The 23,520-nt window shown below is 63.5% G+C and carries 26 protein-coding genes; all 26 read left to right on the top strand.

The features are described from left to right. Nucleotides 1–775, top strand: a 775-nt coding sequence (locus CC207_RS28010) for a flagellin (protein ID WP_256582334.1), incomplete at its 5' end; no start/stop codon positions are given. Between the two features lie 75 nt (nucleotides 776–850). Then, nucleotides 851–1,201 carry a flagellar protein FlaG gene (locus tag CC207_RS23475; protein ID WP_062360692.1) on the top strand — a complete coding sequence of 117 codons (351 nt, stop codon included), beginning with the start codon at nucleotides 851–853 and terminating at the stop codon, nucleotides 1,199–1,201. An 83-nt stretch (nucleotides 1,202–1,284) separates the two neighbouring features. Further along, complete coding sequence (fliD, locus tag CC207_RS23470) at nucleotides 1,285–2,673, top strand: flagellar filament capping protein FliD (protein WP_088852860.1); 1,389 nt, start codon at nucleotides 1,285–1,287, stop codon at nucleotides 2,671–2,673. Nucleotides 2,674–2,801: 128 nt separating this feature from the next. After that, nucleotides 2,802–3,203 carry a flagellar export chaperone FliS gene (gene fliS / locus CC207_RS23465; RefSeq protein WP_028692784.1) on the top strand — a complete coding sequence of 134 codons (402 nt, stop codon included), beginning with the start codon at nucleotides 2,802–2,804 and terminating at the stop codon, nucleotides 3,201–3,203. 19 nt (nucleotides 3,204–3,222) lie between these two features. Next, complete coding sequence (locus CC207_RS23460; RefSeq protein ID WP_088852859.1) at nucleotides 3,223–3,519, top strand: flagellar protein FliT; 297 nt, start codon at nucleotides 3,223–3,225, stop codon at nucleotides 3,517–3,519. A gap of 166 nt (nucleotides 3,520–3,685) precedes the next feature. Next, nucleotides 3,686–5,161 carry a transcriptional regulator FleQ gene (gene fleQ / locus CC207_RS23455; RefSeq protein WP_069016753.1) on the top strand — a complete coding sequence of 492 codons (1,476 nt, stop codon included), beginning with the start codon at nucleotides 3,686–3,688 and terminating at the stop codon, nucleotides 5,159–5,161. A gap of 159 nt (nucleotides 5,162–5,320) precedes the next feature. Further along, the gene (locus tag CC207_RS23450; protein ID WP_028692787.1) at nucleotides 5,321–6,538 is read left to right on the top strand and encodes a PAS domain-containing sensor histidine kinase; all 1,218 of its coding nucleotides are present in this window, start codon (nucleotides 5,321–5,323) and stop codon (nucleotides 6,536–6,538) included. Beyond that, on the top strand, nucleotides 6,535–7,911 hold the full coding sequence (locus CC207_RS23445) for a sigma-54 dependent transcriptional regulator (protein ID WP_088852858.1): 1,377 nt from the start codon (nucleotides 6,535–6,537) through the stop codon (nucleotides 7,909–7,911). Before CC207_RS23450 ends, CC207_RS23445 begins: the two co-directional genes overlap by 4 nt. Nucleotides 7,912–8,018: 107 nt before the next feature. After that, nucleotides 8,019–8,351, top strand: coding sequence for a flagellar hook-basal body complex protein FliE (fliE, locus tag CC207_RS23440; RefSeq protein WP_028692789.1), 333 nt, complete (start codon nucleotides 8,019–8,021; stop codon nucleotides 8,349–8,351). A 15-nt stretch (nucleotides 8,352–8,366) separates the two neighbouring features. Continuing rightward, nucleotides 8,367–10,145: a flagellar basal-body MS-ring/collar protein FliF gene (fliF, locus tag CC207_RS23435; protein WP_028692790.1), complete on the top strand. Its 1,779-nt coding sequence runs from the start codon at nucleotides 8,367–8,369 to the stop codon at nucleotides 10,143–10,145. Continuing rightward, nucleotides 10,138–11,157, top strand: a complete 1,020-nt coding sequence (fliG, locus tag CC207_RS23430) for a flagellar motor switch protein FliG (RefSeq protein WP_028692791.1) — start codon at nucleotides 10,138–10,140, stop codon at nucleotides 11,155–11,157. The genes fliF and fliG overlap by 8 nt, the downstream gene beginning before the upstream one ends. A 179-nt stretch (nucleotides 11,158–11,336) precedes the next feature. Next, nucleotides 11,337–12,110 carry a flagellar assembly protein FliH gene (fliH, locus tag CC207_RS23425; RefSeq protein WP_028692792.1) on the top strand — a complete coding sequence of 258 codons (774 nt, stop codon included), beginning with the start codon at nucleotides 11,337–11,339 and terminating at the stop codon, nucleotides 12,108–12,110. After that, nucleotides 12,100–13,455, top strand: coding sequence for a flagellar protein export ATPase FliI (gene fliI, locus CC207_RS23420; protein ID WP_038706560.1), 1,356 nt, complete (start codon nucleotides 12,100–12,102; stop codon nucleotides 13,453–13,455). The genes fliH and fliI overlap by 11 nt, the downstream gene beginning before the upstream one ends. 6 nt (nucleotides 13,456–13,461) lie before the next feature. Continuing rightward, on the top strand, nucleotides 13,462–13,914 hold the full coding sequence (fliJ, locus tag CC207_RS23415; protein ID WP_028692794.1) for a flagellar export protein FliJ: 453 nt from the start codon (nucleotides 13,462–13,464) through the stop codon (nucleotides 13,912–13,914). A gap of 79 nt (nucleotides 13,915–13,993) precedes the next feature. Beyond that, complete coding sequence (locus CC207_RS23410; protein ID WP_028692795.1) at nucleotides 13,994–14,299, top strand: STAS domain-containing protein; 306 nt, start codon at nucleotides 13,994–13,996, stop codon at nucleotides 14,297–14,299. An 8-nt stretch (nucleotides 14,300–14,307) separates the two neighbouring features. After that, nucleotides 14,308–15,999 carry a fused response regulator/phosphatase gene (locus tag CC207_RS23405; protein ID WP_088852857.1) on the top strand — a complete coding sequence of 564 codons (1,692 nt, stop codon included), beginning with the start codon at nucleotides 14,308–14,310 and terminating at the stop codon, nucleotides 15,997–15,999. A 43-nt stretch (nucleotides 16,000–16,042) separates the two neighbouring features. Beyond that, complete coding sequence (locus CC207_RS23400; protein WP_189662233.1) at nucleotides 16,043–16,381, top strand: Hpt domain-containing protein; 339 nt, start codon at nucleotides 16,043–16,045, stop codon at nucleotides 16,379–16,381. A 68-nt stretch (nucleotides 16,382–16,449) separates the two neighbouring features. Further along, on the top strand, nucleotides 16,450–17,790 hold the full coding sequence (locus tag CC207_RS23395) for a flagellar hook-length control protein FliK (protein ID WP_028692798.1): 1,341 nt from the start codon (nucleotides 16,450–16,452) through the stop codon (nucleotides 17,788–17,790). Between the two features lie 145 nt (nucleotides 17,791–17,935). Beyond that, nucleotides 17,936–18,433 (top strand): flagellar basal body-associated protein FliL, encoded by a 498-nt coding sequence (gene fliL / locus CC207_RS23390; protein WP_028692799.1) that lies wholly within the window; start codon nucleotides 17,936–17,938, stop codon nucleotides 18,431–18,433. Between the two features lie 10 nt (nucleotides 18,434–18,443). Next, on the top strand, nucleotides 18,444–19,412 hold the full coding sequence (fliM, locus tag CC207_RS23385; RefSeq protein ID WP_028692800.1) for a flagellar motor switch protein FliM: 969 nt from the start codon (nucleotides 18,444–18,446) through the stop codon (nucleotides 19,410–19,412). A gap of 46 nt (nucleotides 19,413–19,458) precedes the next feature. After that, the gene (gene fliN / locus CC207_RS23380; protein ID WP_028692801.1) at nucleotides 19,459–19,923 is read left to right on the top strand and encodes a flagellar motor switch protein FliN; all 465 of its coding nucleotides are present in this window, start codon (nucleotides 19,459–19,461) and stop codon (nucleotides 19,921–19,923) included. 9 nt (nucleotides 19,924–19,932) lie between these two features. Continuing rightward, entirely contained in the window at nucleotides 19,933–20,373 is a 441-nt protein-coding gene (fliO, locus tag CC207_RS23375; RefSeq protein ID WP_088852884.1) for a flagellar biosynthetic protein FliO, read from the top strand. After that, nucleotides 20,373–21,128 carry a flagellar type III secretion system pore protein FliP gene (gene fliP / locus CC207_RS23370; RefSeq protein ID WP_028692803.1) on the top strand — a complete coding sequence of 252 codons (756 nt, stop codon included), beginning with the start codon at nucleotides 20,373–20,375 and terminating at the stop codon, nucleotides 21,126–21,128. The genes fliO and fliP overlap by 1 nt, the downstream gene beginning before the upstream one ends. Nucleotides 21,129–21,149: 21 nt before the next feature. Then, nucleotides 21,150–21,419 (top strand): flagellar biosynthesis protein FliQ, encoded by a 270-nt coding sequence (gene fliQ / locus CC207_RS23365; RefSeq protein WP_023630488.1) that lies wholly within the window; start codon nucleotides 21,150–21,152, stop codon nucleotides 21,417–21,419. A gap of 7 nt (nucleotides 21,420–21,426) precedes the next feature. Further along, nucleotides 21,427–22,203 carry a flagellar biosynthetic protein FliR gene (gene fliR / locus CC207_RS23360; RefSeq protein ID WP_088852856.1) on the top strand — a complete coding sequence of 259 codons (777 nt, stop codon included), beginning with the start codon at nucleotides 21,427–21,429 and terminating at the stop codon, nucleotides 22,201–22,203. A gap of 2 nt (nucleotides 22,204–22,205) precedes the next feature. After that, the gene (flhB, locus tag CC207_RS23355; protein WP_028692805.1) at nucleotides 22,206–23,348 is read left to right on the top strand and encodes a flagellar biosynthesis protein FlhB; all 1,143 of its coding nucleotides are present in this window, start codon (nucleotides 22,206–22,208) and stop codon (nucleotides 23,346–23,348) included. The last annotated feature ends 172 nt before the right edge of the window (nucleotides 23,349–23,520 follow it).

Raw genomic sequence — 23,520 nt, 5'->3', positions numbered from 1 at the left:
CGCCAGCAACCTGAACGGTTCGATCGGTGGTCTGACTGCAACCGCCAGCACTGAAGTTAAGCTGGACGTTACCGCTGCCACTCCATCCAACTTCAAGCTGTCCGTCGGTTCGAGCGGTACTGTTGACTTCGTTGGTGTGACCGACCAGAAAGGCCTGGCTGACCAGCTGAAATCCAACGCCGCCAAACTGGGCATCAGCGTCAACTACGACGAAGCCAAACAAACCCTGAGCATCAAGTCGGACACCGGCGAGAACATCAACTTCTCGGCTGCTGACGCCAACGCCCAGACGAACATCTCGATCGCCGCCAAAGACGGCTCCGGCAACTTCGCTGCTGGTGCTGCTCTGGGTGGTGCTGCCATTGTGGTGACCGGCCAGATCTCCCTGGACTCGGCCAAGGGCTTCTCGCTGGGCGGCGCTACTGATCTGTTCGGTGCTGCGACCGTTACCTCCGCCAAGACCACCATCTCGCAAACCGACGTCACCGACGCCACCAAGGCTCAGAACGCCCTGGCCGTTATCGACAAGGCCATCGGTTCGATCGACAGCGTCCGTTCGGGCCTGGGTGCTACCCAGAACCGTCTGACCACCACCGTTGACAACCTGCAGAACATCCAGAAGAACTCCACCGCTGCCCGTTCGACCGTGCAGGACGTGGACTTCGCTTCGGAAACTGCAGAGCTGACCAAGCAGCAGACTCTGCAGCAGGCTTCGACCGCGATCCTGTCGCAGGCTAACCAGCTGCCATCCTCGGTCCTGAAACTGCTCCAGTAATTCAGGCGCCTGAGTAAGAGGTGGAAGGGCGCGTTTACGTGCCCTTTCGCTTTTTTGACATGAGGAGTTCGAAGCATGGACATGAGTGTCAAGCTGAACCAGGTGTATCCTCCGGTGCTGCCTCAGGCAGTGACGACTGCCAAGGACCCGCTGGTGCCTGCCAAGGTGCCGGAAGCCGCGGCCGTCGATGACAAGCCGCACACCCGCGAGGACCTGGAGAAGGCGGTTGGCGAGATCCGCGATTTCGTCCAGTCGAGCCAGCGCAAGCTGGATTTTTCAATCGATGATTCCACCGGCCGGGTCGTGGTCAAGGTGATCGCCACCGAATCCGGTGATGTGATCCGCCAGCTCCCGTCGGAAACGGCGCTGAAGCTGGCACAAAGCCTCAGCGAAGCTGGCAGCCTGCTGTTTGATGGCAAGGCTTAAGCTGGCATGATTTTTGTTGCTGTCGGTCATTTGATGTGTGTAGTCGTCAAGGACCCGGCAGCTACCGAACAAGGAGAGCAATGATGGCAGGTTCAACAGTCAGCGGTATCGGTTCGGGCATCGATACCCAGGCGATTGTGAAGTCCCTGGTGGACGCGCAGAAGGCGCCGAAACAGGCACAGATCAACACCCAGACACTGAAGGCAACCACCACGTTGTCCTCGATCGGCAAGATCCAGGCGGCCCTGGATGCCTTCCGTGGCGCGTTGACCAGCATGACCAACGACAACAGCTTCGGTGGTCTGGCGTTGAAGTCCTCGGATGAGAAGGTTGCGACCATCACCGCTGGTGCTGGAGCGGCCAATGGTTCCTTCAACCTGGTTGTGACCCACCTGGCATCGGCTTCCAAGGTGTCCACCAAGGTGTACGCTGGCGGCGCGGATAGCGTGATCAACCCGGGGACCACCTCGACCAAACTGACCATTACCCAGAATGGCAAGGCCCACGACGTCAGCATCCCGCCGGGCGCTACGCTGCAGCAAGTGCGCGAGGCGATCAACAGCCAGTTCGGTACCGCAGGCTTGAGTGCCAACGTTCTAACTGACGCCTCGGGTTCGCGTCTGGTGATTACTTCCAACAAGATGGGTGTGGGTTCCGATATCACGTTGTCGGGCAACTCGGGGCTCGACATTGGGGCGACCGTTGTAGATGAACCCCAGAATGCCAAGTACACGCTTGATGGCATCTCCATGGAGTCCAAGAGCAACGATATCAGCGATGCGGTAAGCGGGTTGAATATCAAGCTGGTGGGTGTTTCCCCCCAGGACAAGGATACCAAGGAGTTCCTCAAGACCACGCTGTCTCTGACCACCAGCACCACCGCGCTGAAGTCGGGACTCAAAGGCTTCATCGACACCTACAATGCGCTGCTCAAGGTGGTCAACGCCGAGACCAGGGTGACAAAGAACGCCGACGGCACTGTGACGCCCGCAGCGCTCACCGGCGACGCGTCCATGCGCGCGCTGATGTCATCGATCCGCGAAGAAATGAACGCGCTTTCCGGCAACGGCACGATGAAGTCGCTCGCCGCCTTTGGTGTCACCTCGTCCCAGGATGGCGGCACGCTCACCCTGGACGAAAAGAAGTGGGACAAGGCCGCGGCCACCAACGCCGCCGACCTGACCAGCATTTTCAATGGCAAGAATGGCCTGCTGGCACGCCTGCAGACCGCGACCGAACCGTATGCCAAGGCAGCCACCGGCACCCTGGCCGAGCGCTCCAAGGTGTTGAGCGAGAGTCTGACAAAGCTCAAGGCCGAGCAGGACACCTTGGATACGCGTATGGAAGCCCTGCGCGTCAGCCTGCAGGACAAGTACAACAGCATGGATACCCTGGTCTCTCAGCTGCGCCAGCAGCAGAACAACGTGCTGGGCACGCTCAACGCACTGAACAATGCCAAGAACGACAAATAATCCGTGAAGGTCCCGTGAAGTCCGGGCATGATGTCCGGCTTCACCTCGGCGGCAGGTAAAGTTTTCCGCCGCCGGCCCGATACAAGGACTATGAAACCAGTCGTTTTTGCCCGCTACGAGGTCGCAAGATGAATCCCATGAGAGCCCTTCGGCAGTACCAGAAGGTCAATTCCCATGCCCAGATTTCCGAAGCAACGCCCCATCGCCTGGTGCAGATGCTGATGGAGGGTGGGCTCGATCGCATGGCCCAGGCCAAAGGTGCGCTGGCCCGCGGCGACATCGCCGAAAAAGGCCTGATGCTGGGCAAGGCCATCGACATCATCATCGGTCTGAACGACGGCCTGGATGCGCAGAAGAGCGCGGACCCTGCCTACATCGAGCAGCTGTCGAGCCTCTACGCCTACATGACCAATCGCCTGATGCAGGCCAATATCGACAACGACCCGGCGATCATCGACGAGGTCGCGCAATTGCTGATCACCGTCAAGAGCGGCTGGGACGCGATCGCCGAAGCGCAACAAGCCGGCTGAGCCGGACAGGGAGAGCAAGGTGAGCAGCGAACTGCAACGATTCGACGAGACCCGCGACGCACTGCTGAACGCTCTGAGTGCCAAGGACTGGGATGCCATCGGCAGGCTCGACGAGAGCTGCCGCACCTGCATCGACGACATGCTCGGCGCGCCAGCGCTGGATGAAGAGGTGGTCAAGGAGCGCTTGGAAGGGTTGTTGCAGGTCTATCGCGAACTGCTCGACGCGACCATCGGCGAGCGCCAGGCCATCGCCGATGAAATGACCCAGATCAATCAAGCAAAGAATGCGTCGAAGGTTTACCATTTGTTCAGTTAATATGCACCGGACTGAGCAAAAGGCGCCATAAATTTGACTGTGCAGGCCTTTTTGACTTTACTAGTGGCTGTTTTCGAAATTCAGACGTCCGAACACTGACCATTCAGTCGGAATGATGTCGTGCACGCCCTCCGGGCGCCGATATGACTAGGGAAGTTGCTATTGCATGTGGCGTGAAACCAAGATTCTCCTGATCGATGACGACAGCGAACGCCGCCGCGATCTGGCGGTGGTCCTGAATTTTCTCGGCGAAGATAACCTCTCCTGTTCCAGCGGCGACTGGCAGCAGGTGGTCGAGGGTTTGTCTTCCAGTCGCGAAGTCCTGTGCGTCCTGATCGGGACCGTGAATGCTCCGGCCAATGTGCTGGGGCTCCTTAAGACAGTGGTCGGGTGGGATGAGTTCCTTCCGGTTCTGCTTTTGGGTGAAATTTCTTCCGCGGAGTTCCCCGAGGACCTGCGTCGGCGCGTGCTCTCCAATCTCGAGATGCCGCCGAGCTACAGCCAGCTGCTCGACTCCCTGCACCGTGCCCAGGTCTACCGCGAGATGTATGACCAGGCCCGTGAGCGTGGTCGTCAGCGCGAGCCCAATCTGTTCCGTAGCCTGGTGGGCACCAGCCGTGCCATCCAGCATGTGCGGCAGATGATGCAGCAGGTCGCCGACACCGATGCCAGCGTGCTGATCCTCGGCGAGTCCGGCACCGGCAAGGAGGTGGTGGCGCGCAACCTGCACTACCACTCCAAGCGCCGCGAGGCACCGTTCGTGCCGGTCAACTGCGGGGCGATTCCGGCGGAATTGCTCGAGAGCGAACTGTTCGGCCACGAGAAGGGCGCATTCACCGGGGCGATCACCAGCCGTGCCGGGCGGTTCGAACTGGCCAACGGCGGCACGCTGTTCCTCGACGAGATCGGCGACATGCCGCTGCCGATGCAGGTCAAGCTGCTGCGTGTCCTGCAGGAGCGCACCTTCGAGCGGGTCGGCAGCAACAAGACCCAGAGCATCGACGTGCGCATCATCGCCGCGACGCACAAGAACCTCGAGACCATGATCGAGGACGGGACCTTCCGCGAAGACCTGTATTACCGGCTGAACGTGTTCCCTATCGAGATGGCGCCATTGCGTGAGCGGGTGGAAGACATTCCGCTGCTGATGAACGAGCTGATCTCGCGTATGGAGCACGAGAAACGCGGTTCGATCCGCTTCAACTCCGCATCGATCATGTCGCTGTGCCGTCACGGCTGGCCGGGCAACGTCCGTGAGCTGGCCAACCTGGTGGAGCGCATGGCGATCATGCATCCGTACGGGGTGATTGGCGTGGCGGAACTGCCGAAGAAGTTCCGCTACGTGGATGACGAAGACGAGCAGTTGGTCGACAGCTTGCGTTCCGATCTCGAGGAGCGCGTGGCGATCAACGGGCATGCGCCGAACTTCGCCAGCCATGCCATGCTGCCGCCCGAAGGGTTGGATTTGAAGGACTATCTTGGCAGCCTGGAGCAGGGGCTGATCCAGCAGGCGCTGGACGATGCCAATGGCATCGTCGCCCGGGCCGCCGAGCGCCTGCGCATCCGCCGCACCACGCTGGTGGAGAAGATGCGCAAGTACGGCATGAGCCGCCAGGGTGGCGAGGAGCAGGCGGACGACTGATCCCGCCGGGTTTTGGCGCAATGGCCGGGTGCTTGACAACCCCGGTCATTGCGCTCGGTCAACAAGCCCACAGCTGATTGCCCCCATCTCCGGCACGGCTATTGCTACACCGCTGGCAACATACCGTTTTTATGACGGTCAGCCATGCGAGAGAGCACGATGCCCCAGGCCGCCCACCGTTCCCATTCCTCCGATCCGCGAGGACACACCCCGCTCGAGCAGGAAAGCCGGCAGGGTCTCGAGCAGGCGTTCGCCCTGTTCGACCAGGTTTCCAGCCAGCTCAGCCAGTCCTACAACATGCTTGAGACGCGCGTCAGCGAGCTCAAGGGAGAACTGGCAGTGGTCAGCGCCCAGCGCATGGCCGAACTGGACGAAAAGGAGCGCCTGGCCAACCGCCTGCAGAACCTGCTGGACCTGCTGCCGGGCGGGGTGATCGTGATCGATGGCGAGGGCTATGTGCGCGAGGCCAATCCGGCGGCTTGCGAGTTGCTGGGCGAGCCGCTGGTCGGTGTGCTCTGGCGGCATGTGATCGCCCGCAGTTTCGCGCCGCGTGAGGATGACGGCCACGAGGTCTCGCTGCGTGACGGACGCCGTCTGTCCATTGCCACGCGTTCCCTCGATGCCGAGCCCGGCCAGTTGGTGCTGCTCAATGACCTGACCGAAACCCGGCGCCTGCAGGACCAGTTGGCGCGCCACGAGCGCCTGTCGTCACTGGGGCGCATGGTCGCGTCCCTGGCCCACCAGATCCGTACGCCACTCTCGGCGGCGATGCTGTATGCCGGTCACCTGGCCGACCCGCAGCAGGCGCTGGCGGAGGAGACCCGTCAGCGTTTCGCCGGCAACCTCAAGGAGCGCCTGCACGAACTGGAGCATCAGGTGCGCGACATGCTGGTGTTCGCCCGCGGCGAGTTGCCCCTGAGCGACCGCATCAGCCCGAAAGCGCTGTTCCAGGCGTTGCAGCAGGCGGCCCATGCCCATGTCCAGGGGCATGCCGTGCGCTGGCAGTGCGACAGTCATCTTGGCGATTTGCTGTGCAACCGCGACACCCTGGTTGGCGCGCTGCTCAACCTGATCGAAAACGCCCTGCAGGCCAGTCATGAGCCGGCGCGAATCAAGGTCCATCTGTCCCGTCGCGACGATAGCCTGCGCATCTGCGTGAGTGATGCCGGCAGCGGCATCGACGCGCAACTGCTGACGCGTCTTGGCGAACCGTTCCTGACCACCAAGGCTACCGGCACCGGCCTGGGGCTGGCAGTGGTTCAGGCCGTGGTGCGGGCGCACCGTGGCACGCTGGGCCTGCGCTCCAAGCCTGGTCGTGGCACCTGTGTCACCGTGGTGTTGCCGCTGATCGACAGCCGGCTGGAGGCAGGTCAATGAGTGTCAAGGTTCTGCTGGTGGAGGACGATCGGGTCCTGCGCCAGGCGCTGGCCGATACCTTGGAAATCGGCGGCTTCTGCCTGCGCGCCGTCGGCAGCGCCGAAGACGCCTTGCTGGCGGTGACCGAGGAGTCGTTCAGTCTGGTGGTCAGCGACGTGAACATGCCGGGCATGGATGGTCACCAGCTGTTGGCGCAGCTGCGCCGCAACCACCCGCAACTCCCGGTGCTGCTGATGACCGCCCATGCGGCGGTTGAGCGGGCCGTTGAGGCCATGCGCCAAGGGGCTGTCGACTATCTGGTCAAGCCCTTCGAGCCCAAGGCGTTGATCAGCCTGGTGGCGCGGCATGCCGTCGGTGCCGGTGCGTCAGCGGGCGAGGAGGGGCCGGTGGCTTGCGAGCCTGCAAGTCGGCAATTGCTGGAATTGGCAGCCAGGGTCGCGCAAAGCGATTCAACGGTGTTGATTTCCGGTGAGTCGGGGACTGGCAAGGAGGTGCTGGCGCGCTATATCCATCAGCAGTCGCGGCGCGTGGACCAGCCGTTCGTGGCGATCAACTGCGCGGCGATCCCGGACAACATGCTTGAGGCGACACTGTTCGGTCACGAGAAGGGGGCGTTCACCGGCGCCATCGCCGCCCAGGCCGGCAAGTTCGAGCAGGCCGACGGCGGCACCCTGCTGCTCGACGAGATTTCCGAGATGCCGCTGGGCCTGCAGGCCAAGCTGCTGCGCGTGCTGCAGGAGCGTGAGGTCGAGCGCGTCGGTGGGCGCAAACCCATCGCCCTGGATATCCGCATTCTCGCCACGACCAACCGCGACCTGGCGGGGGAGGTGGCGGCCGGGCGCTTCCGAGAAGACCTGTACTACCGTCTTTCGGTTTTCCCCATGGCCTGGCGGGCGCTGCGTGAGCGTCCAGCCGATATCGTGCCGTTGGCCGAGCGTTTGCTGGCGCGCCATGCGCAGAAAATGCGCCATGCCCAGGTGCGCTTGTCCGCCGAAGCGCGGGCGTGCCTGCAAGCCTACGCCTGGCCGGGCAATGTGCGTGAACTGGATAACGCCATACAGCGGGCGCTGATCCTCCAGCAGGGGGGCGTCATCGAGGCGGCGGATTTCTGTCTGGCTGGCGCCATTCCATTGTCGGTGCCGAAAATTGCCACTATTGAGCCATTATCTGTCGAGCCGGCTGCCGAGGTCGGTGGGCTGGGCGACGACATGCGTCGTCACGAGTTCCAGATGATCATCGACACCCTGCGCGCCGAGCGCGGGCGTCGAAAGGAGGCTGCCGAGCGTCTCGGGATCAGTCCACGCACCTTGCGCTACAAGCTGGCGCAGATGCGTGACGCTGGTCTGGATGTCGAGGCCAGCCTGTTTGGTTGATACGTCGTTTTGAATGTTTTTCGGGTTGGCTGGCACTCCTCTTGCTAGCACCAACCCATTCGCTGCATGAGTGTCAAAAAAAGTGCGGCAGCCGGAGAGAGAAGTCCATGACCCAAGGTGTTGAATTCAATCGTCTGATGTTGGACATGCGCGCCATGCAGGCCGAAGCCATGTCCCAGCCCAAGGTTGCCGCCGCGCCTGAGCTGGCGCCCGGCCAGAGCAGCTTCGCCGACATGCTCGGCCAGGCCATTGGCAAGGTGCATGAAACGCAACAGGCTTCCTCCCAGCTGGCTAACGCCTTCGAGATCGGCAAGAGCGGTGTCGACCTGACCGATGTGATGATCGCCTCGCAGAAGGCTTCGGTGTCGTTCCAGGCCCTGACCCAGGTACGCAATAAACTGGTACAGGCGTACCAGGACATCATGCAGATGCCGGTATAAGGGCGAGAGTGAGTCATGGCCGAAGCAGTCGTCGATAACGCCCCCGCCAAGAGTGGCCCGCCAGCAGCCAAGCCGCCGCTGTTCGGCATGGCATTTCTGGAAAACATCTCGCAGATGCCCATGCTGCGTCAGGTCGGCCTGCTGGTCGGGCTGGCCGCCAGCGTGGCCATCGGCTTCGCCGTGGTGCTCTGGTCGCAGCAGCCGGACTACCGGCCGCTGTACGGCAGCTTGGCGGGCATGGACACCAAGCAGGTGGTGGACGCGCTGGCTTCAGCCGATATTCCCTATAAGGTTGAGCCGAACTCCGGCGCCCTGCTGGTCAAGGCCGACGACCTCTCCCGTGCGCGCCTGAAACTGGCCGCCGCCGGTGTGGCGCCAAGCGACGGTAATGTTGGCTTCGAGCTGCTCGACAAGGAGCAGGGCCTGGGCACCAGCCAGTTCATGGAAGCCACCCGCTACCGCCGCGGCCTTGAAGGCGAGCTGGCGCGCACCGTGTCGAGCCTGAACAACGTCAAGGCCGCCCGCGTGCACCTGGCGATCCCGAAAAGCTCGGTGTTCGTGCGTGACGAGCGCAAGCCCAGCGCCTCGGTGCTGGTCGAGCTGTACCCGGGCCGCAGCCTGGAAGCCGGCCAGGTCATGGCCATCGTCAACCTCGTGGCCACCAGCGTTCCGGAGCTGGACAAGTCCCAGGTGACCGTGGTCGACCAGAAGGGCAATCTGCTTTCCGATCAGTTGCAGGACACCGCCCTGACCATGGCGGGCAAGCAGTTCGACTACAGCCGCCGCATGGAAGGCATGCTCACCCAGCGCGTGCACAATATCCTGCAGCCGGTGCTGGGCAACGACCGCTACAAGGCCGAAGTGTCGACCGACGTCGACTTCAGCGCCGTCGAGTCTACCTCCGAGCAGTTCAACCCTGACCAGCCTGCGCTGCGCAGCGAGCAGTCGGTCAACGAACAGCGTGCCAGCAGCCAGGGGCCGCAAGGTGTGCCGGGGGCCCTGAGCAACCAGCCGCCGGCCGGCGCCTCCGCGCCCGAAAACGCCAAGGCCGCCGCCACGCCGGCCGGTGCCATCCAGCCCGGCCAGCCGCTGGTGGACGCCAACGGCCAGCAGATCATGGACCCGGCCACCGGCCAGCCGATGCTCGCGCCGTACCCGAGCGACAAGCGTCAGCAGAGTACCAAGAACTTCGAGCTCGACCGCTCCATCAGCCACACCCGTCAGCAGCAAGGTCGCCTGACCCGTCTGTCGGTGGCCGTGGTGGTGGATGACCAGGTCAAGCTCGACGCCGCCACTGGCGAAGCCACCCGCACCCCGTGGGGCGCCGAGGACCTGGCGCGCTTCACCCGCCTGGTGCAGGACGCGGTGGGCTTCGATGCCAGCCGTGGCGACAGCGTCACCGTGATCAACGTGCCGTTCGCCGCCGACCGTGGCGACGAACTGGTCGACATTCCGTTCTACTCGCAGCCGTGGTTCTGGGACATCGTCAAGCAGGTGCTGGGCGTGCTGTTCATCCTGGTGCTGGTGTTCGGCGTGCTGCGTCCGGTGCTCAACAACATCACAGGTGGCGGCAAGCAGGCTGCCACGGACAGCGACATGGAGCTGGGCGGCATGATCGGTCTGGATGGCGAGCTGGCCAACGACCGCGTCAGCCTGGGTGGCCCGACAAGCATTCTGTTGCCGAGCCCGAGCGAGGGTTACGAGGCACAGCTCAACGCAATCAAGGGCCTGGTGGCCGAAGACCCGGGCCGCGTGGCCCAGGTCGTGAAAGAGTGGATCAACGCCGATGAGTGACAATCGAGCCATTACCGCCAAGCTGAGCCGCGTCGACAAGGCGGCCATCCTCCTGCTCTCGCTCGGCGAGACCGATGCCGCGCAGGTCCTGCGCCACATGGGCCCCAAGGAAGTGCAGCGGGTCGGTGTGGCCATGGCGCAGATGGGCAACGTCCATCGCGAGCAGGTCGAGCAGGTGATGAGCGAGTTCGTCGAGATCGTCGGCGACCAGACCAGCCTGGGCGTCGGTTCCGACGGCTACATCCGCAAGATGCTCAACCAGGCCCTCGGCGAGGACAAGGCCAACGGCCTGATCGACCGTATCCTGCTCGGTGGCAACACCAGCGGCCTGGACAGCCTCAAGTGGATGGAGCCGCGCGCCGTGGCCGACGTCATCCGCTACGAGCACCCGCAGATCCAGGCCATCGTGGTCGCTTACCTCGACCCCGACCAGGCCGGTGAAGTGCTGAGCAACTTCGACCACAAGGTGCGCCTGGACATCGTCCTGCGCGTATCGTCGCTCAACACCGTGCAGCCAGCGGCGCTCAAGGAACTCAACCAGATCCTCGAGAAGCAGTTCTCCGGCAACTCCAATGCCGCGCGCACCACACTGGGCGGCATCAAGCGCGCCGCCGACATCATGAACTTCCTCGACAGCTCCGTGGAAGGCGCGCTCATGGACGCGATCCGCGAGATCGACAGCGACCTGTCGGAGCAGATCGAAGACCTGATGTTCGTCTTCAACAACTTGGCCGACGTCGACGACCGTGGCATCCAGGCGCTGCTGCGCGAGGTGTCCTCCGATGTGCTGGTGGTGTCGCTCAAGGGTGCCGACGAGCGGGTCAAGGACAAGATCTTCAAGAACATGTCCAAGCGTGCCTCGGAGCTGCTGCGCGACGACCTGGAGGCCAAGGGGCCGGTGCGGGTCAGCGACGTGGAGACGGCGCAGAAGGAAATCCTCACCATCGCCCGCCGTATGGCCGAAGCCGGCGAGATCGTGCTGGGCGGCAAGGGCGCCGAGGAAATGATCTGATCGGTGGGGCGCGCGCGTTCTACTGTAGGATCGACCTTGTGTCGCGAAAGGGCAGCAAGGCTGCCCCGACAGCTTGCGGTGACATCGAGATCGTGGGGCTGCTTTGCAGCCCTTTCGCGACACAAGGCCGCTCCTACAGGGGCGCATTGGTTGCAGATGGCTTTTGAGTACCTGAAAACATGTCCACCACCGAACACCCCAGCGACCTGATCCGTGCCCGCGACCTCGAGGGTGTGGACGTGTGGGCGCTGCCCAGCTTCGATCCCGAGCCTGAGCCGGAACCCGAGCCTGAGCCGGAAGTCATCGAGGAGGAAGTCGAAGAAGTGCCGCTGGAGGAAGTCCAGCCACTGACCCTCGAGGAACTCGAGGCCATCCGTCAGGAGGCCTACAACGAAGGCTTCGCCACCGGCGAGCGCGAAGGCTTCCACAGCACTCAACTGAAGGTTCGACAGGAAGCCGAAGTGGCCCTGGCGGCCAAGCTGGCCAGCCTGGAGCAAATCATGAGCCACCTGCTCGAGCCCATTGCCGAGCAGGATACGCAGATCGAGAAAGCCCTGGTGCAGCTGGTCGCCGGCATGACCCGCCAGGTCATTGGTCGTGAGCTGCGCAGCGACTCGAGCCAGATCACCCACGTGCTTCGTGAGGCGTTGAAGCTGCTGCCGATGGGCGCCGACAACATCCGTATCCACCTCAACCCGCAGGACTTCGAGCTGGCAAAGGCCTTGCGCGAGCGTCACGAGGAGAGCTGGAAGCTGCTCGAGGACGAGTCGCTGTTGCCGGGCGGCTGTCGGATCGAGACCGCTCACAGCCGGATCGACGCGACCATGGAAACCCGTATCGAGAAGGCTGTGGCGCAACTGTTCGACCAGTCCCACGACCAGTCCCTGCATCCTGCTTCGCCGGATATTTCCGTCGAACTGGACGTGCCGGCGGGTGAAACCGATGCGCCTTGACCGTACCAGCTTCGGCAAGCGCCTGGAGGGCTACGCCGATGCGGTGAAGCTGCCCGACCAGCCGATCGTCGAAGGGCGCTTGCTGCGCATGGTCGGCCTCACCCTCGAGGCCGAGGGCCTGCGCGCGGCGGTGGGCAGCCGTTGCCTGGTGATCAATGACGACAGCTACCACCCGGTGCAGGTCGAGGCCGAAGTCATGGGCTTTGCCGGCAGCAAGGTGTTCCTGATGCCGGTCGGCAGCATCGTTGGCCTGGCCCCGGGTGCCCGCGTGGTGCCGCTGGACGACAGTGGTCGCCTGCCGATGGGCATGAGCATGCTCGGCCGGGTGCTCGACGGCGCCGGTCGCGCGCTGGACGGCAAGGGCGGGATGAAGGCCGAGGACTGGGTGCCGATGGACGGCCCTATCATCAACCCGCTCAACCGTGATCCGATCAGCCAGCCGCTGGATGTCGGTATCCGCAGCATCAACGGCTTGCTCACGGTCGGTCGTGGCCAGCGCCTGGGTCTGTTCGCCGGTACCGGCGTCGGTAAGTCGGTATTGCTGGGCATGATGACCCGCTTCACCGAGGCCGAAATCATCGTGGTCGGCCTGATCGGTGAGCGGGGCCGCGAAGTGAAGGAGTTCATCGAGCACATCCTCGGCGAGGAAGGGCTCAAGCGCTCGGTGGTGGTGGCCTCGCCAGCGGACGACGCGCCGTTGATGCGTCTGCGTGCGGCGATGTACTGCACGCGCATTGCCGAGTATTTCCGCGACAAGGGTAAGAATGTCCTGCTGCTGATGGATTCGCTGACCCGTTTCGCCCAGGCCCAGCGTGAGATCGCCCTGGCCATCGGCGAGCCGCCCGCCACCCGGGGTTATCCGCCTTCGGTGTTCGCCAAGCTGCCCAAGCTGGTGGAGCGGGCCGGTAATGGCGAGCCGGGCGGTGGCTCGATCACCGCGTTCTACACCGTACTGTCCGAGGGTGATGACCAGCAGGACCCGATCGCCGACTCGGCGCGGGGCGTGCTAGACGGTCACTTCGTGCTGTCCCGGCGCTTGGCCGAGGAAGGGCACTACCCGGCCATCGACATCGAGGCCTCGATCAGCCGGGTCATGCCCCAGGTGGTCGATCCCGATCACCTGCGTCAGGCGCAGAAATTCAAGCAGCTGTGGTCGCGCCTGTCGCAGAGCCGCGACCTGATCAGTGTCGGCGCCTATGTGGCCGGTGGTGATCCGGAAACTGACCTGGCCATCGCCCTGCAACCCAAGCTGGTGGATTTCCTGCGCCAGCGTCTGGATGAGAATGTCGGCATGGCGCAGAGCCGCGAAGAACTGGCCGCGGTGTTCGCGCCGCCAGCGGGCTGATAGATCATGGCCCAGCCCAGCCGAGCGGCACGCCTGGTGCCGGTGGTGGAAATGGCCGAAGAGGCCGAGCGCAAGGCCGCCCAGCGCCTGGGGCATTTCCAGAAGCTGCTCAGCGATGCCCAGGCCAAGCAGGCCGAGCTCGAGAGTTTTCGCGAGGCCTATCAGCAGCAATGGATCAATCGCGGCAGCCAGGGTGTCGACGGCAACTGGCTGGTCAACTACCAGCGTTTCCTCGGGCAGCTGGAAACGGCAATGACCCAGCAACGCCAGAGCATGGCCTGGCACCAGAACAACCTGAACAACGCCCGCAACACCTGGCAGCAGGCTTATGCCCGCGTCGAAGGGCTGCGCAAGCTGGTCCAGCGTTATCTGGACGAAGCGCGCCGTGCCGAGGACAAGCGCGAGCAGAAGCTGCTCGACGAGCTGTCCCAACGCCTGCCACGCCAGGGTCACCCCTGATCGACCTGACTGGCGCTCGTCGCCAGCGCCTGCTAAACCTTCAGAAGTCGCATTCGCCATCATCGAAGGAATCGCTCGCATGGCAGTCGAAACTGATTTTTCACAGGACGGGAAAAAGCTGACGATCAAGGTCAAGGGGCGTTTTGATTTCGGCAAGCATCAGGAATTCAGGAATGCCTACGAGCATCAGCGTCCGCGCCCGGATTCCGTGGTGGTCGATCTGAAGGAAGCCACGTATCTCGACAGCTCGGCGCTGGGCATGTTGCTGTTGCTGCGCGACCATGTCGGCGGCGAGGACTCGGATATCCGTGTGGTCCATGCCAGCCCTGATGTGCGCAAGATCCTGGCGATCTCAAACTTCGAAAAGCTGTTCGACATCAGTTGAGCCTGGCCATGGCTGCCGATCAGCCGTTGACCGTGCTGGTGGCCGAGGACGGCGCCGCGGACAGGATGTTGCTGGCGCAGATCGTCCGCCGCCAGGGGCACGTGGTGGTCACCGCCGAGAATGGCGAGCAGGCGGTGGCGCTGTTCGCCGAGCGACGACCGCAGCTGGTGCTGCTCGATGCGCTGATGCCGGTGATGGATGGTTTCGAGGCGGCGCGGCGGATCAAGGCGCTGGCGGGCGAGGCGTTGGTGCCGATCATCTTCCTGACCTCGCTCAATGAAGAGGAGGGGCTGGTGCGTTGCCTGGAGGCCGGTGGCGACGACTTCATGGCCAAGCCCTACAGTGCCGTCATCCTGGCGGCGAAGATCCGCGCCATGGACCGTTTGCGTCGCCTGCAGGCAACGGTGCTGGAGCAGCGCGACCAGATTGCCCGCCATCACCATCACCTGCTCAACGAACAGCGGGTGGCCAAGGCGGTGTTCGACAAGGTCGCCCACTCCGGCTGCCTGAGTGCTGCGAATATCCGTTACCTGCAGTCGCCCTATGCGTTGTTCAACGGCGACCTGTTGCTGGCGGCGTATACGCCTTCGGGCGACATGCATGTGCTACTGGGTGACTTCACCGGTCATGGCTTGCCGGCCGCGGTCGGCGCCATGCCATTGGCGGAAGTGTTCTATGGCATGACTGCCAAGGGCTATGGCCTGGTCGAAACCCTGCGGGAGATGAACGCCAAGCTCAAGCGCATCCTGCCCGTGGATATGTTCTGTTGCGCGCTGTTGCTCAACCTGAGTTACCAGCGAGGGACGGTGGAGCTCTGGAACGGTGGCATGCCGGATGGCTATCGTTTGTCGTCGCAAGGCGAGGTGCTGGGTGTCCTCCCTTCGCGCCACTTGCCGCTGGGAATCCTTTCGCCCGAACAGTTCGACGATGCTACCGAGGTGATGCCGCTTGCGGTGGGAGAGCGGTTGTTCCTGCTGTCAGACGGCGTCGTTGATACGGCTGATGAGCAGGACTGCCTGTTTGGCGTGGAGCGCCTGCGCGAGGTGCTGGCGGCCAACCGTGATCCGGCGGTGTTGTTCGACGAGCTTATGCAGGCGCTGGCGGGATTCGGTGGTCAGTCTCGTGACGATATCAGCCTGTGCGATATCCGCATGCTGGGCCCCGAGCCTGTCGCGCCGCAGGCGGTGGTGTACTCCGACAGTGGTCGTTCCAGCCCACTGGACTGGTCGATGCAGTTCGAGTTGCGGGGCGAGAGCCTGGGTCGCTTCAACCCGGTGCCATATCTGGTACAGCTGTTGCAGGAGATTCATGGGCTCAGGCCTAGCAGCGGCAAGTTGCACAGTGTGCTGAGCGAGCTGTATGCCAATGCGCTGGAGCATGGCGTGCTGGGGTTGGACTCGGCGCTCAAGTGCGACGCCGACGGCTTCGCCGAGTACTATCGCCAGCGCGCCGAGCGTCTGGGACGCGAGGTGCATGGCAGCGTCGGCATTGCCCTGCGGGTGGAACCTCAAGGTGCGGGCGGGCGTCTGACCATCGAGGTTCGCGACAGCGGCGCAGGCTTCGATGTGGCGCGCTTGCCGCTCGACAGGCCGTGTTGGCACGGGTTCAGTGGGCGCGGAGTGAGCCTGGTGCGGCGGCTGGCGGAAAATGCCCAGTGGCTGGAAGGTGGCCGTCTGGCGCGCGTGGAGTTTCAATGGTGAGCCGGTTTGCGCGGCTTGATCAGGGAGTGAACAAGTGGTGGACATGCATATCGATCAGAGGGTGCTGAGTGACTTGCGGGAGGTCATGGAAGATGGCTACCTGCAGTTGCTGGAAACCTTCCTCGAAGACTCCGAGCGACGCCTGAGCCAGCTGCACGAGGCCAAGGACGCCGAAGAGCTGGGCCTGGCCGCGCACAGCTTCAAGGGCAGCAGCAGCAACATGGGCGCCGTTGGACTGGCCGAGCTGTGCCGGGAGTTGGAGGAGCGGGTCCGCCAGCAACCTTTGTACGGTATTGAAGACCTGATCAACCGCATCGACCAGGAGTACGTGGAGGTCCAGCGTTTCTACCGTGCCGAGCGGCAGCGGATCGCCGCCGAGTAAAAATTGGCGCGAGTTTTGCTTTTCTTCGCACAGACGCATTTTACCAGTTCTGCAGCGGAGACCTCTCAATGCCTGTCGCATCCAATCCATTGTTGCAAGCCGGCCTCGTCAACAAGACGTCGCGCCCGGCTGCCAGTGTGGCGGACAAGCCGCTGCAAGCCCCGGCCAGCCAAGGCGATGGCTTCGACCAGGTCATGGCCCGGCAGGGGCGCGACAGCGTTCCAGCGCGTGACGACAAGGTCGCCAAGGGGGCCGACCCGGCCAAATCCAAGGAGCAGGCCGCACCTGCCGCAGGCGGCAAGCCGGACGACGCCAGCAAGCCGGCGGTTGCCGATGACGGCAATAACTTGCCAGTCATCCCGGGCAGCAAGCCTGTTGCCGAGGCGGATGAAGCCACCGAAGGCGACACTACCTCGTCCTTTGATGCCAGCCTGGTGGCTGGCCAGGTCACCGACGCCCAGCCGGGCGCGCAGTTGATCCAGGCCCAGGCCGAAGCGGTCGCCCCGGTGCTGCAGGCGGCGGCGCAGGCGCCACAGCCTGTGTCGGCGGCGGCGGTCGTCGAGGAAGCGCCCAAGGATGCCGCGTTCGATCCGGAGGCGGACCCTCTGGCCAACATGCCGACCTTGCGCCTGGCGCTGGAGCAGGACGCCCAGGCCAAGGGAACCACATCGGCCCATGCGGCCAGTAGCCGCTCCGACAGCAGCCAGGCGCCTGCCGATCCCGCCGCCACAGCCGTCAATACCTTGGCGAACGTGGTTGGCAAGGCCGAGCAGGAAGCGGGGAACGCCGAGCATGGCGACAAGGCATTCGCCGGGCTGATCGACGATGGCCTCAAGGATATCAAGGGCGCCAGCAGCGACACGCGGATCGATGACTTCGCCGACCGTCTGGCCAGCCTGACGCAGGCGGCGACGCCCAAGACCGCCAATGCCGTACCGGTGACCCCGAACCCGCTGCAGCAGCCGCTGGCGATGAACCAGGGCGCCTGGGCCGAAGGCCTGGTGAACCGGGTCATGTACCTGTCGAGCCAGAACCTCAAGTCGGCGGACATCCAGCTTGAACCCGCTGAATTGGGGCGCCTGGACATCCGCGTCAATGTCGCGGCGGACCAGCCCACCCAGATTCACTTTGTCAGTGGGCATGCCGGCGTGCGCGATGCGCTGGACAGCCAGGTCTACCGGCTGCGCGAGCTGTTCGCCCAGCAGGGGCTGGCGCAGCCGGACGTCAGCGTGGCCGACCAGTCCCGCGGCCAGCAACAGCAGCAGGCGCAGCAGGGCGGCTCGAGCCTGTCCGGCGTGGCGGCGCGCCGCGCCGAGGCGGTTGGGGAGGGCGTCAATCCTGCCGAGGGCGCGCGTCCTGCCGAGCATCAAGTGGTGGTCGGCGACAGCATGGTCGACTATTACGCCTGATATTCGCCGGCCCTGCGCGGCCACCTTCGGGTGGCGCTTGTCTGGCGACAGGGCCGGTACCTTCCTTCTCGGTCAAATCTGGCATAACACTTGCTCAAGCCACGTCATCCTTCTTTGAAACCCCGATGGACGACGGATTATTGGCATGGCGAAGAGTGACGCAGTGAAAGACCCCGCCACTAAAGGCAAACTCAAGTTGATCCTGCTGCTGGTGCTGGCCCTGCTCCTGGCGGTCGGCCTGTCGGTGGGCGCCACGTGGTTCTTCATGCACAAGAGCGCGTCGGCGCCAGCGCCTGACGCTGCGCAGAGCAACGTAAAGCCGGCGGCGATCTACGAACCCCTGGCGCCGGCCTTCGTGGTCAACTTCAACCAGAACGGCCGCCAGCGCTACATGCAGGTGAGCATTACCATGCAGGGGCGCAACCAGGCCGACCTGGAGGCGCTGAAAGTGCACATGCCGGTGATCCGCAACAACCTGGTGATGATGTTCTCCGGCCAGGGCTTCGACACCCTCGCCAGCAGCCCGGTCGGGCAGGAGATGCTGCGTCAGAAGGCCACCGCGGTAGTGCAGGAAGTGGCGCAGAAGGAAGTCGGCAGGCCGGTCGTCGACCAGTTGCTGTTCACCAATTTCGTATTGCAGTAGGAGCACATAGATGGCCGTGCAGGACCTGCTGTCCCAGGATGAGATCGATGCCCTGTTGCATGGGGTGGACGATGGGCTGGTACAAACCGAGAGCGCTGGCGAGCCCGGCAGCATCAAGAGCTACGACCTGACCAGTCAGGACCGTATCGTGCGGGGTCGCATGCCGACCCTGGAAATGATCAACGAGCGTTTCGCCCGTTATACCCGCATCAGCATGTTCAACCTGCTGCGTCGCTCCGCCGACGTGGCAGTGGGCGGCGTGCAGGTGATGAAGTTCGGCGAGTACGTGCACTCGCTGTACGTGCCCACCAGCCTCAACTTGGTCAAGATCAAGCCGTTGCGTGGCACCGCGCTGTTCATCCTCGACGCCAAGCTGGTGTTCAAGCTGGTGGACAACTTCTTCGGTGGCGACGGCCGTCACGCCAAGATCGAGGGTCGTGAGTTCACGCCGACTGAGCTGCGCGTGGTGCGCATGGTCCTGGACCAGTGCTTCGTCGACCTCAAGGAAGCCTGGCAGGCGATCATGCCGGTCACCTTCGAGTACATCAACTCCGAGGTCAACCCGGCCATGGCCAACATCGTCGGCCCCAGCGAGGCGGTGGTGGTCTCGACCTTCCACATCGAGCTCGACGGCGGTGGCGGCGATCTGCACGTGACCATGCCGTACTCGATGATCGAGCCGGTGCGCGAAATGCTCGACGCCGGTTTCCAGTCCGATCTGGACGACCAGGACGAACGCTGGGTCAAGGCCCTGCGCGAAGACGTGCTGGACGTCAATGTGCCGGTGTCGGCCACGGTCGCCCGCCGCCAGTTGAAGCTGCGCGACATCCTGCACATGCAGCCGGGTGACGTGATTCCGGTGGAACTGCCGGAGCACCTGGTGCTGCGCGCCAACGGCGTGCCGTCGTTCAAGGCGCGGCTGGGCTCGCACAAGGGCACCCTGTCGCTGCAGATCATCGACCCGATCGAGCGCCGCTGACGGCGTGCCGATCGCTCCAACGTATTGAATGCCTGTCGAGGAAATCATGGCTAACGAAAACGAGATCAACTCTCCCGAGGAACAGGCCTTGGCCGACGAATGGGCTGCTGCCCTGGAAGAGACGGGTGATGCCGGGCAGGCCGACATCGATGCCTTGCTCGGTGGCGATGCCGGCCACCTTGGTGGCGATCGCCTGCCGATGGAGGAATTCGCCAGTTCGCCCAAGCCCAACGAGCACGTCAGCCTCGAAGGCCCGAACCTGGATGTGATCCTGGACATTCCGGTGAGCATCTCCATGGAGGTGGGCAGCACCGAGATCAGCATCCGCAACCTGCTGCAGCTCAACCAGGGTTCGGTGATCGAACTGGACCGCCTGGCGGGCGAGCCGCTGGACGTGCTGGTCAACGGCACCCTCATCGCCCATGGCGAAGTGGTCGTGGTCAACGAGAAGTTCGGCATCCGCCTGACCGACGTGATCAGCCCCAGCGAACGTATCAAGAAGCTGCGCTGAGTGAAGCGCATGGTGCGGGGCCTGATTGCCCTCGGTGCATTGCTGGTCAGTGAAGTGGTGATCGCCGCGGCCGAGCCCAACGCCTCGGCTGCCGCGCCGTTGCCCGGCGGTTTGGGCGCGCAGTTGGCTCAGATGGTCTTCGGTCTGCTGCTGGTGGTGGGGCTTATCTTCTTCCTGGCCTGGTTGCTGCGCCGCATGCAGGGCAATGCTCAGCGTGGCGCGCAGGTGATCGAGATCGTCGGCAGCCGGGCCATCGGCCCGCGCGACCGGTTGCTGCTGGTGCAGGTGGGCAAGGAGCAGATCCTGATCGGTCACAGTCCCGGCAGCATCGAGGCCTTGCATGTGCTGGCCGAGCCCGTGGAGGTGCCCGCTACGGCGCGCCAGGCCGCGCCGGAATTCGCCCAACGGCTGCTCGAGCTGATGGGCAAGGATCAGAAGGACAAGACGTGATGAGCGGCGCGCTGCGCTTTTTGTTGACCCTGGCGCTGCTGTTGGCAGCACCACTGGCCCTGGCCGCCGACCCGCTGTCGATCCCGGCCATCACCCTGTCCAGTGGGGCGGACGGGCAGCAGGAATATTCGGTCAGCCTGCAGATCCTGCTGATCATGACGGCGCTGAGTTTCATCCCGGCGTTCGTCATCCTGATGACCAGCTTCACCCGCATCATCATCGTCTTCTCCATCTTGCGCCAGGCCCTGGGCCTGCAGCAGACGCCATCGAACCAGGTGCTCACCGGCATGGCGCTGTTCCTGACCATGTTCATCATGGCGCCGGTGTTCGACCGGGTGAACAAGGACGCCCTGCAGCCCTACCTGGCCGAGCAGATGACCGCCCAGCAGGCCATCGACAAGGCCCAGGGGCCGTTGAAGGACTTCATGCTGGCGCAGACCCGACAGAGCGACCTCGACCTGTTCATGCGCCTGTCCAAGCGCACCGACATTGCCGGGCCCGACCAGGTGCCGCTGACGATCCTGGTGCCGGCGTTCGTCACCTCCGAGCTCAAGACCGCGTTCCAGATCGGTTTCATGATCTTCATCCCGTTCCTGATCATCGACATGGTGGTCGCCAGCGTGCTGATGGCCATGGGTATGATGATGCTGTCGCCGCTGATCATTTCGTTGCCGTTCAAGATCATGCTGTTCGTGCTGGTCGATGGCTGGGCGCTGATCATGGGCACCCTGGCCGGCAGTTTCGGTGGCGTCTGACGCCGCCAAGGAGAGCCTTGCATGACACCTGAAGTCGCTGTCGACCTGTTCCGTGATGCGTTGTGGCTGACCACCCTGATGGTCGCCGTGCTGGTGGTGCCGAGCCTGCTGATCGGCCTGGTGGTGGCGATGTTCCAGGCCGCCACGCAGATCAACGAACAGACCCTGAGCTTCCTGCCGCGCCTTTTGGTGATGCTGATCACGCTGATCGTCGCCGGGCCCTGGTTGGTGCAGAAGTTCATGGAGTACTTCATCGGCTTGTACACCAGCATTCCGCAGCTGATCGGTTGAGGCCGCCATGCTGGAGCTGACCGATACGCAGATCGGCACCTGGGTCGCCACCTTCATCCTGCCGCTGTTCAGGGTGATGGCGGTGCTGATGACCATGCCGATCTTCGGCACCAAGATGCTGCCGGCGCGGGTGCGCCTGTATGCCGCCGTGGCGATCACCGTGGTCATCGTGCCGGGGTTGCCGCCATTGCCCGAGATCGATCCGTTGAGCGTGCGCGGCGTGCTGCTGTGCGCCGAGCAGGTCATCGTCGGGGCGTTGTTCGGCTTTTCCCTGCAGTTGCTGTTCCAGGCCTTCGTCATCGCCGGGCAGATCGTCGCCGTGCAGATGGGCATGGCGTTCGCCTCCATGGTCGATCCGGCCAACGGCTTCAACGTCGCGGTGATCAGCCAGTTCATGACCATGCTGGTGAGCGTGCTGTTCCTGCTGATGAACGGCCACCTGGTGGTGTTCGAGGTGCTGACCGAGAGTTTCACCACGTTGCCGGTGGGCAGTGCCCTGGTGGTCAACCATTTCTGGGAGATCGCCGGGCGCCTGAGCTGGGTGCTGGGTGCTGCGCTGCTGTTGATCCTGCCGGCGATCGCCGCGCTGCTAGTGGTCAACATCGCCTTCGGCGTGATGACCCGCGCCGCGCCGCAGTTGAACATCTTCTCCATCGGTTTCCCGCTGACCCTGGTGTTGGGCATGGGGATTTTCTGGGTCGGCCTGGCCGATATCCTTCCACACTACCAGGCACTGGCCAGCGAAGCGCTGCAGTGGCTGCGTGAGCTGGCACGGGCGCGCTGAGCATGGCAGAGAGCGAAAGCGGTCAGGACAAGACAGAAGAACCCACCGAGAAGCGCAAACGCGACTCGCGGGAGAAAGGTGAGGTCGCCCGCTCCAAGGAGCTGAACACGGTCGCGGTGACCCTGGCGGGCGCTGGTGGCTTGCTGGCGTTCGGCGGTTATCTGGCGGAGACGCTGATGACCCTGATGCGCATGAACTTCAGCCTGACGCGCGAAGTGATCGTCGACGAGCGCAGCATGGGCGCGTTCCTGCTGGCCTCGGGCAAGATGGCGATCTGGTCGGTGCAACCGATCCTGATTCTGCTGTTCGTGATTTCCTTCGTTGCGCCTATTGCCCTGGGCGGCTTCCTGTTCTCCGGGAGCCTGCTGCAGCCGAAGTTCAGCCGGATGAACCCATTGTCGGGGATCAAGCGCATGTTCTCGATGAACGCGCTGACCGAGCTGCTCAAGGCCATGGCGAAGTTCATCATGATCCTGCTGGTGGCGCTGCTGGTGCTGGCCAGTGACCGCGAGGCGCTGCTGGCCATCGCCAACGAGCCGCTGGAGCAGGCGATCATCCATGCGGTGCAGGTGGTGGGCTGGAGCGCCTTGTGGATGGCGGCGGGGTTGCTGCTGATTGCCGGGCTGGATGTGCCATACCAGCTGTTCCAGACGAACAAGAAGATGAAGATGACCAAGCAGGAGGTCAAGGACGAGTACAAGGACAGCGAAGGCAAGCCTGAGGTCAAGCAGCGTATCAGGCAGTTGCAGCGGGAGATGTCGCAGCGACGGATGATGGCGGCGGTGCCTGACGCGGATGTGATCATCACCAACCCGACCCATTACGCGGTGGCCCTGCAGTACAACCCGGACAAGGGTGGGACGGCGCCGTTGCTGGTCGCCAAGGGGACTGATTTCATTGCCTTGAAGATTCGTGAGATCGGGGTCGAGCATAACGTGCAGATACTCGAGTCGCCGGCCCTGGCGCGTGCGATCTACTACTCCACCGAGATGGAGCAGGAGATTCCGGCGGGGTTGTACCTGGCGGTGGCGCAGGTGTTGGCCTATGTGTTCCAGATTCGGCAGTATCGGGCCGGGAGGGGGAAGGCGCCGGAGCCGTTGAAGAAGGATTTGCCTATTCCTGAGGATCTGCGGCGGGACAGTTAAGTTTGTTTGGTTGTTTGGTTGTTTTGAAAGTTGTATGCGCATTTATTCGCGATGTTGGCGCATAGTCACCATCGCGAATAAATGGAGGGTGTCAGAAATTTTGTGTTCGGGCATAACATGAGTAAGAGGTGCATGTATGCCAACCAAAAAGAAACCCTTGCGTGACCTGCCC

This window comes from Pseudomonas sp. DrBHI1 (assembly GCF_002205115.1).
In the GTDB taxonomy this organism is placed as follows: Bacteria; Pseudomonadota; Gammaproteobacteria; order Pseudomonadales; family Pseudomonadaceae; genus Aquipseudomonas; species Aquipseudomonas mosselii.
This window is presented reverse-complemented; position numbering and strand designations above follow the sequence as displayed.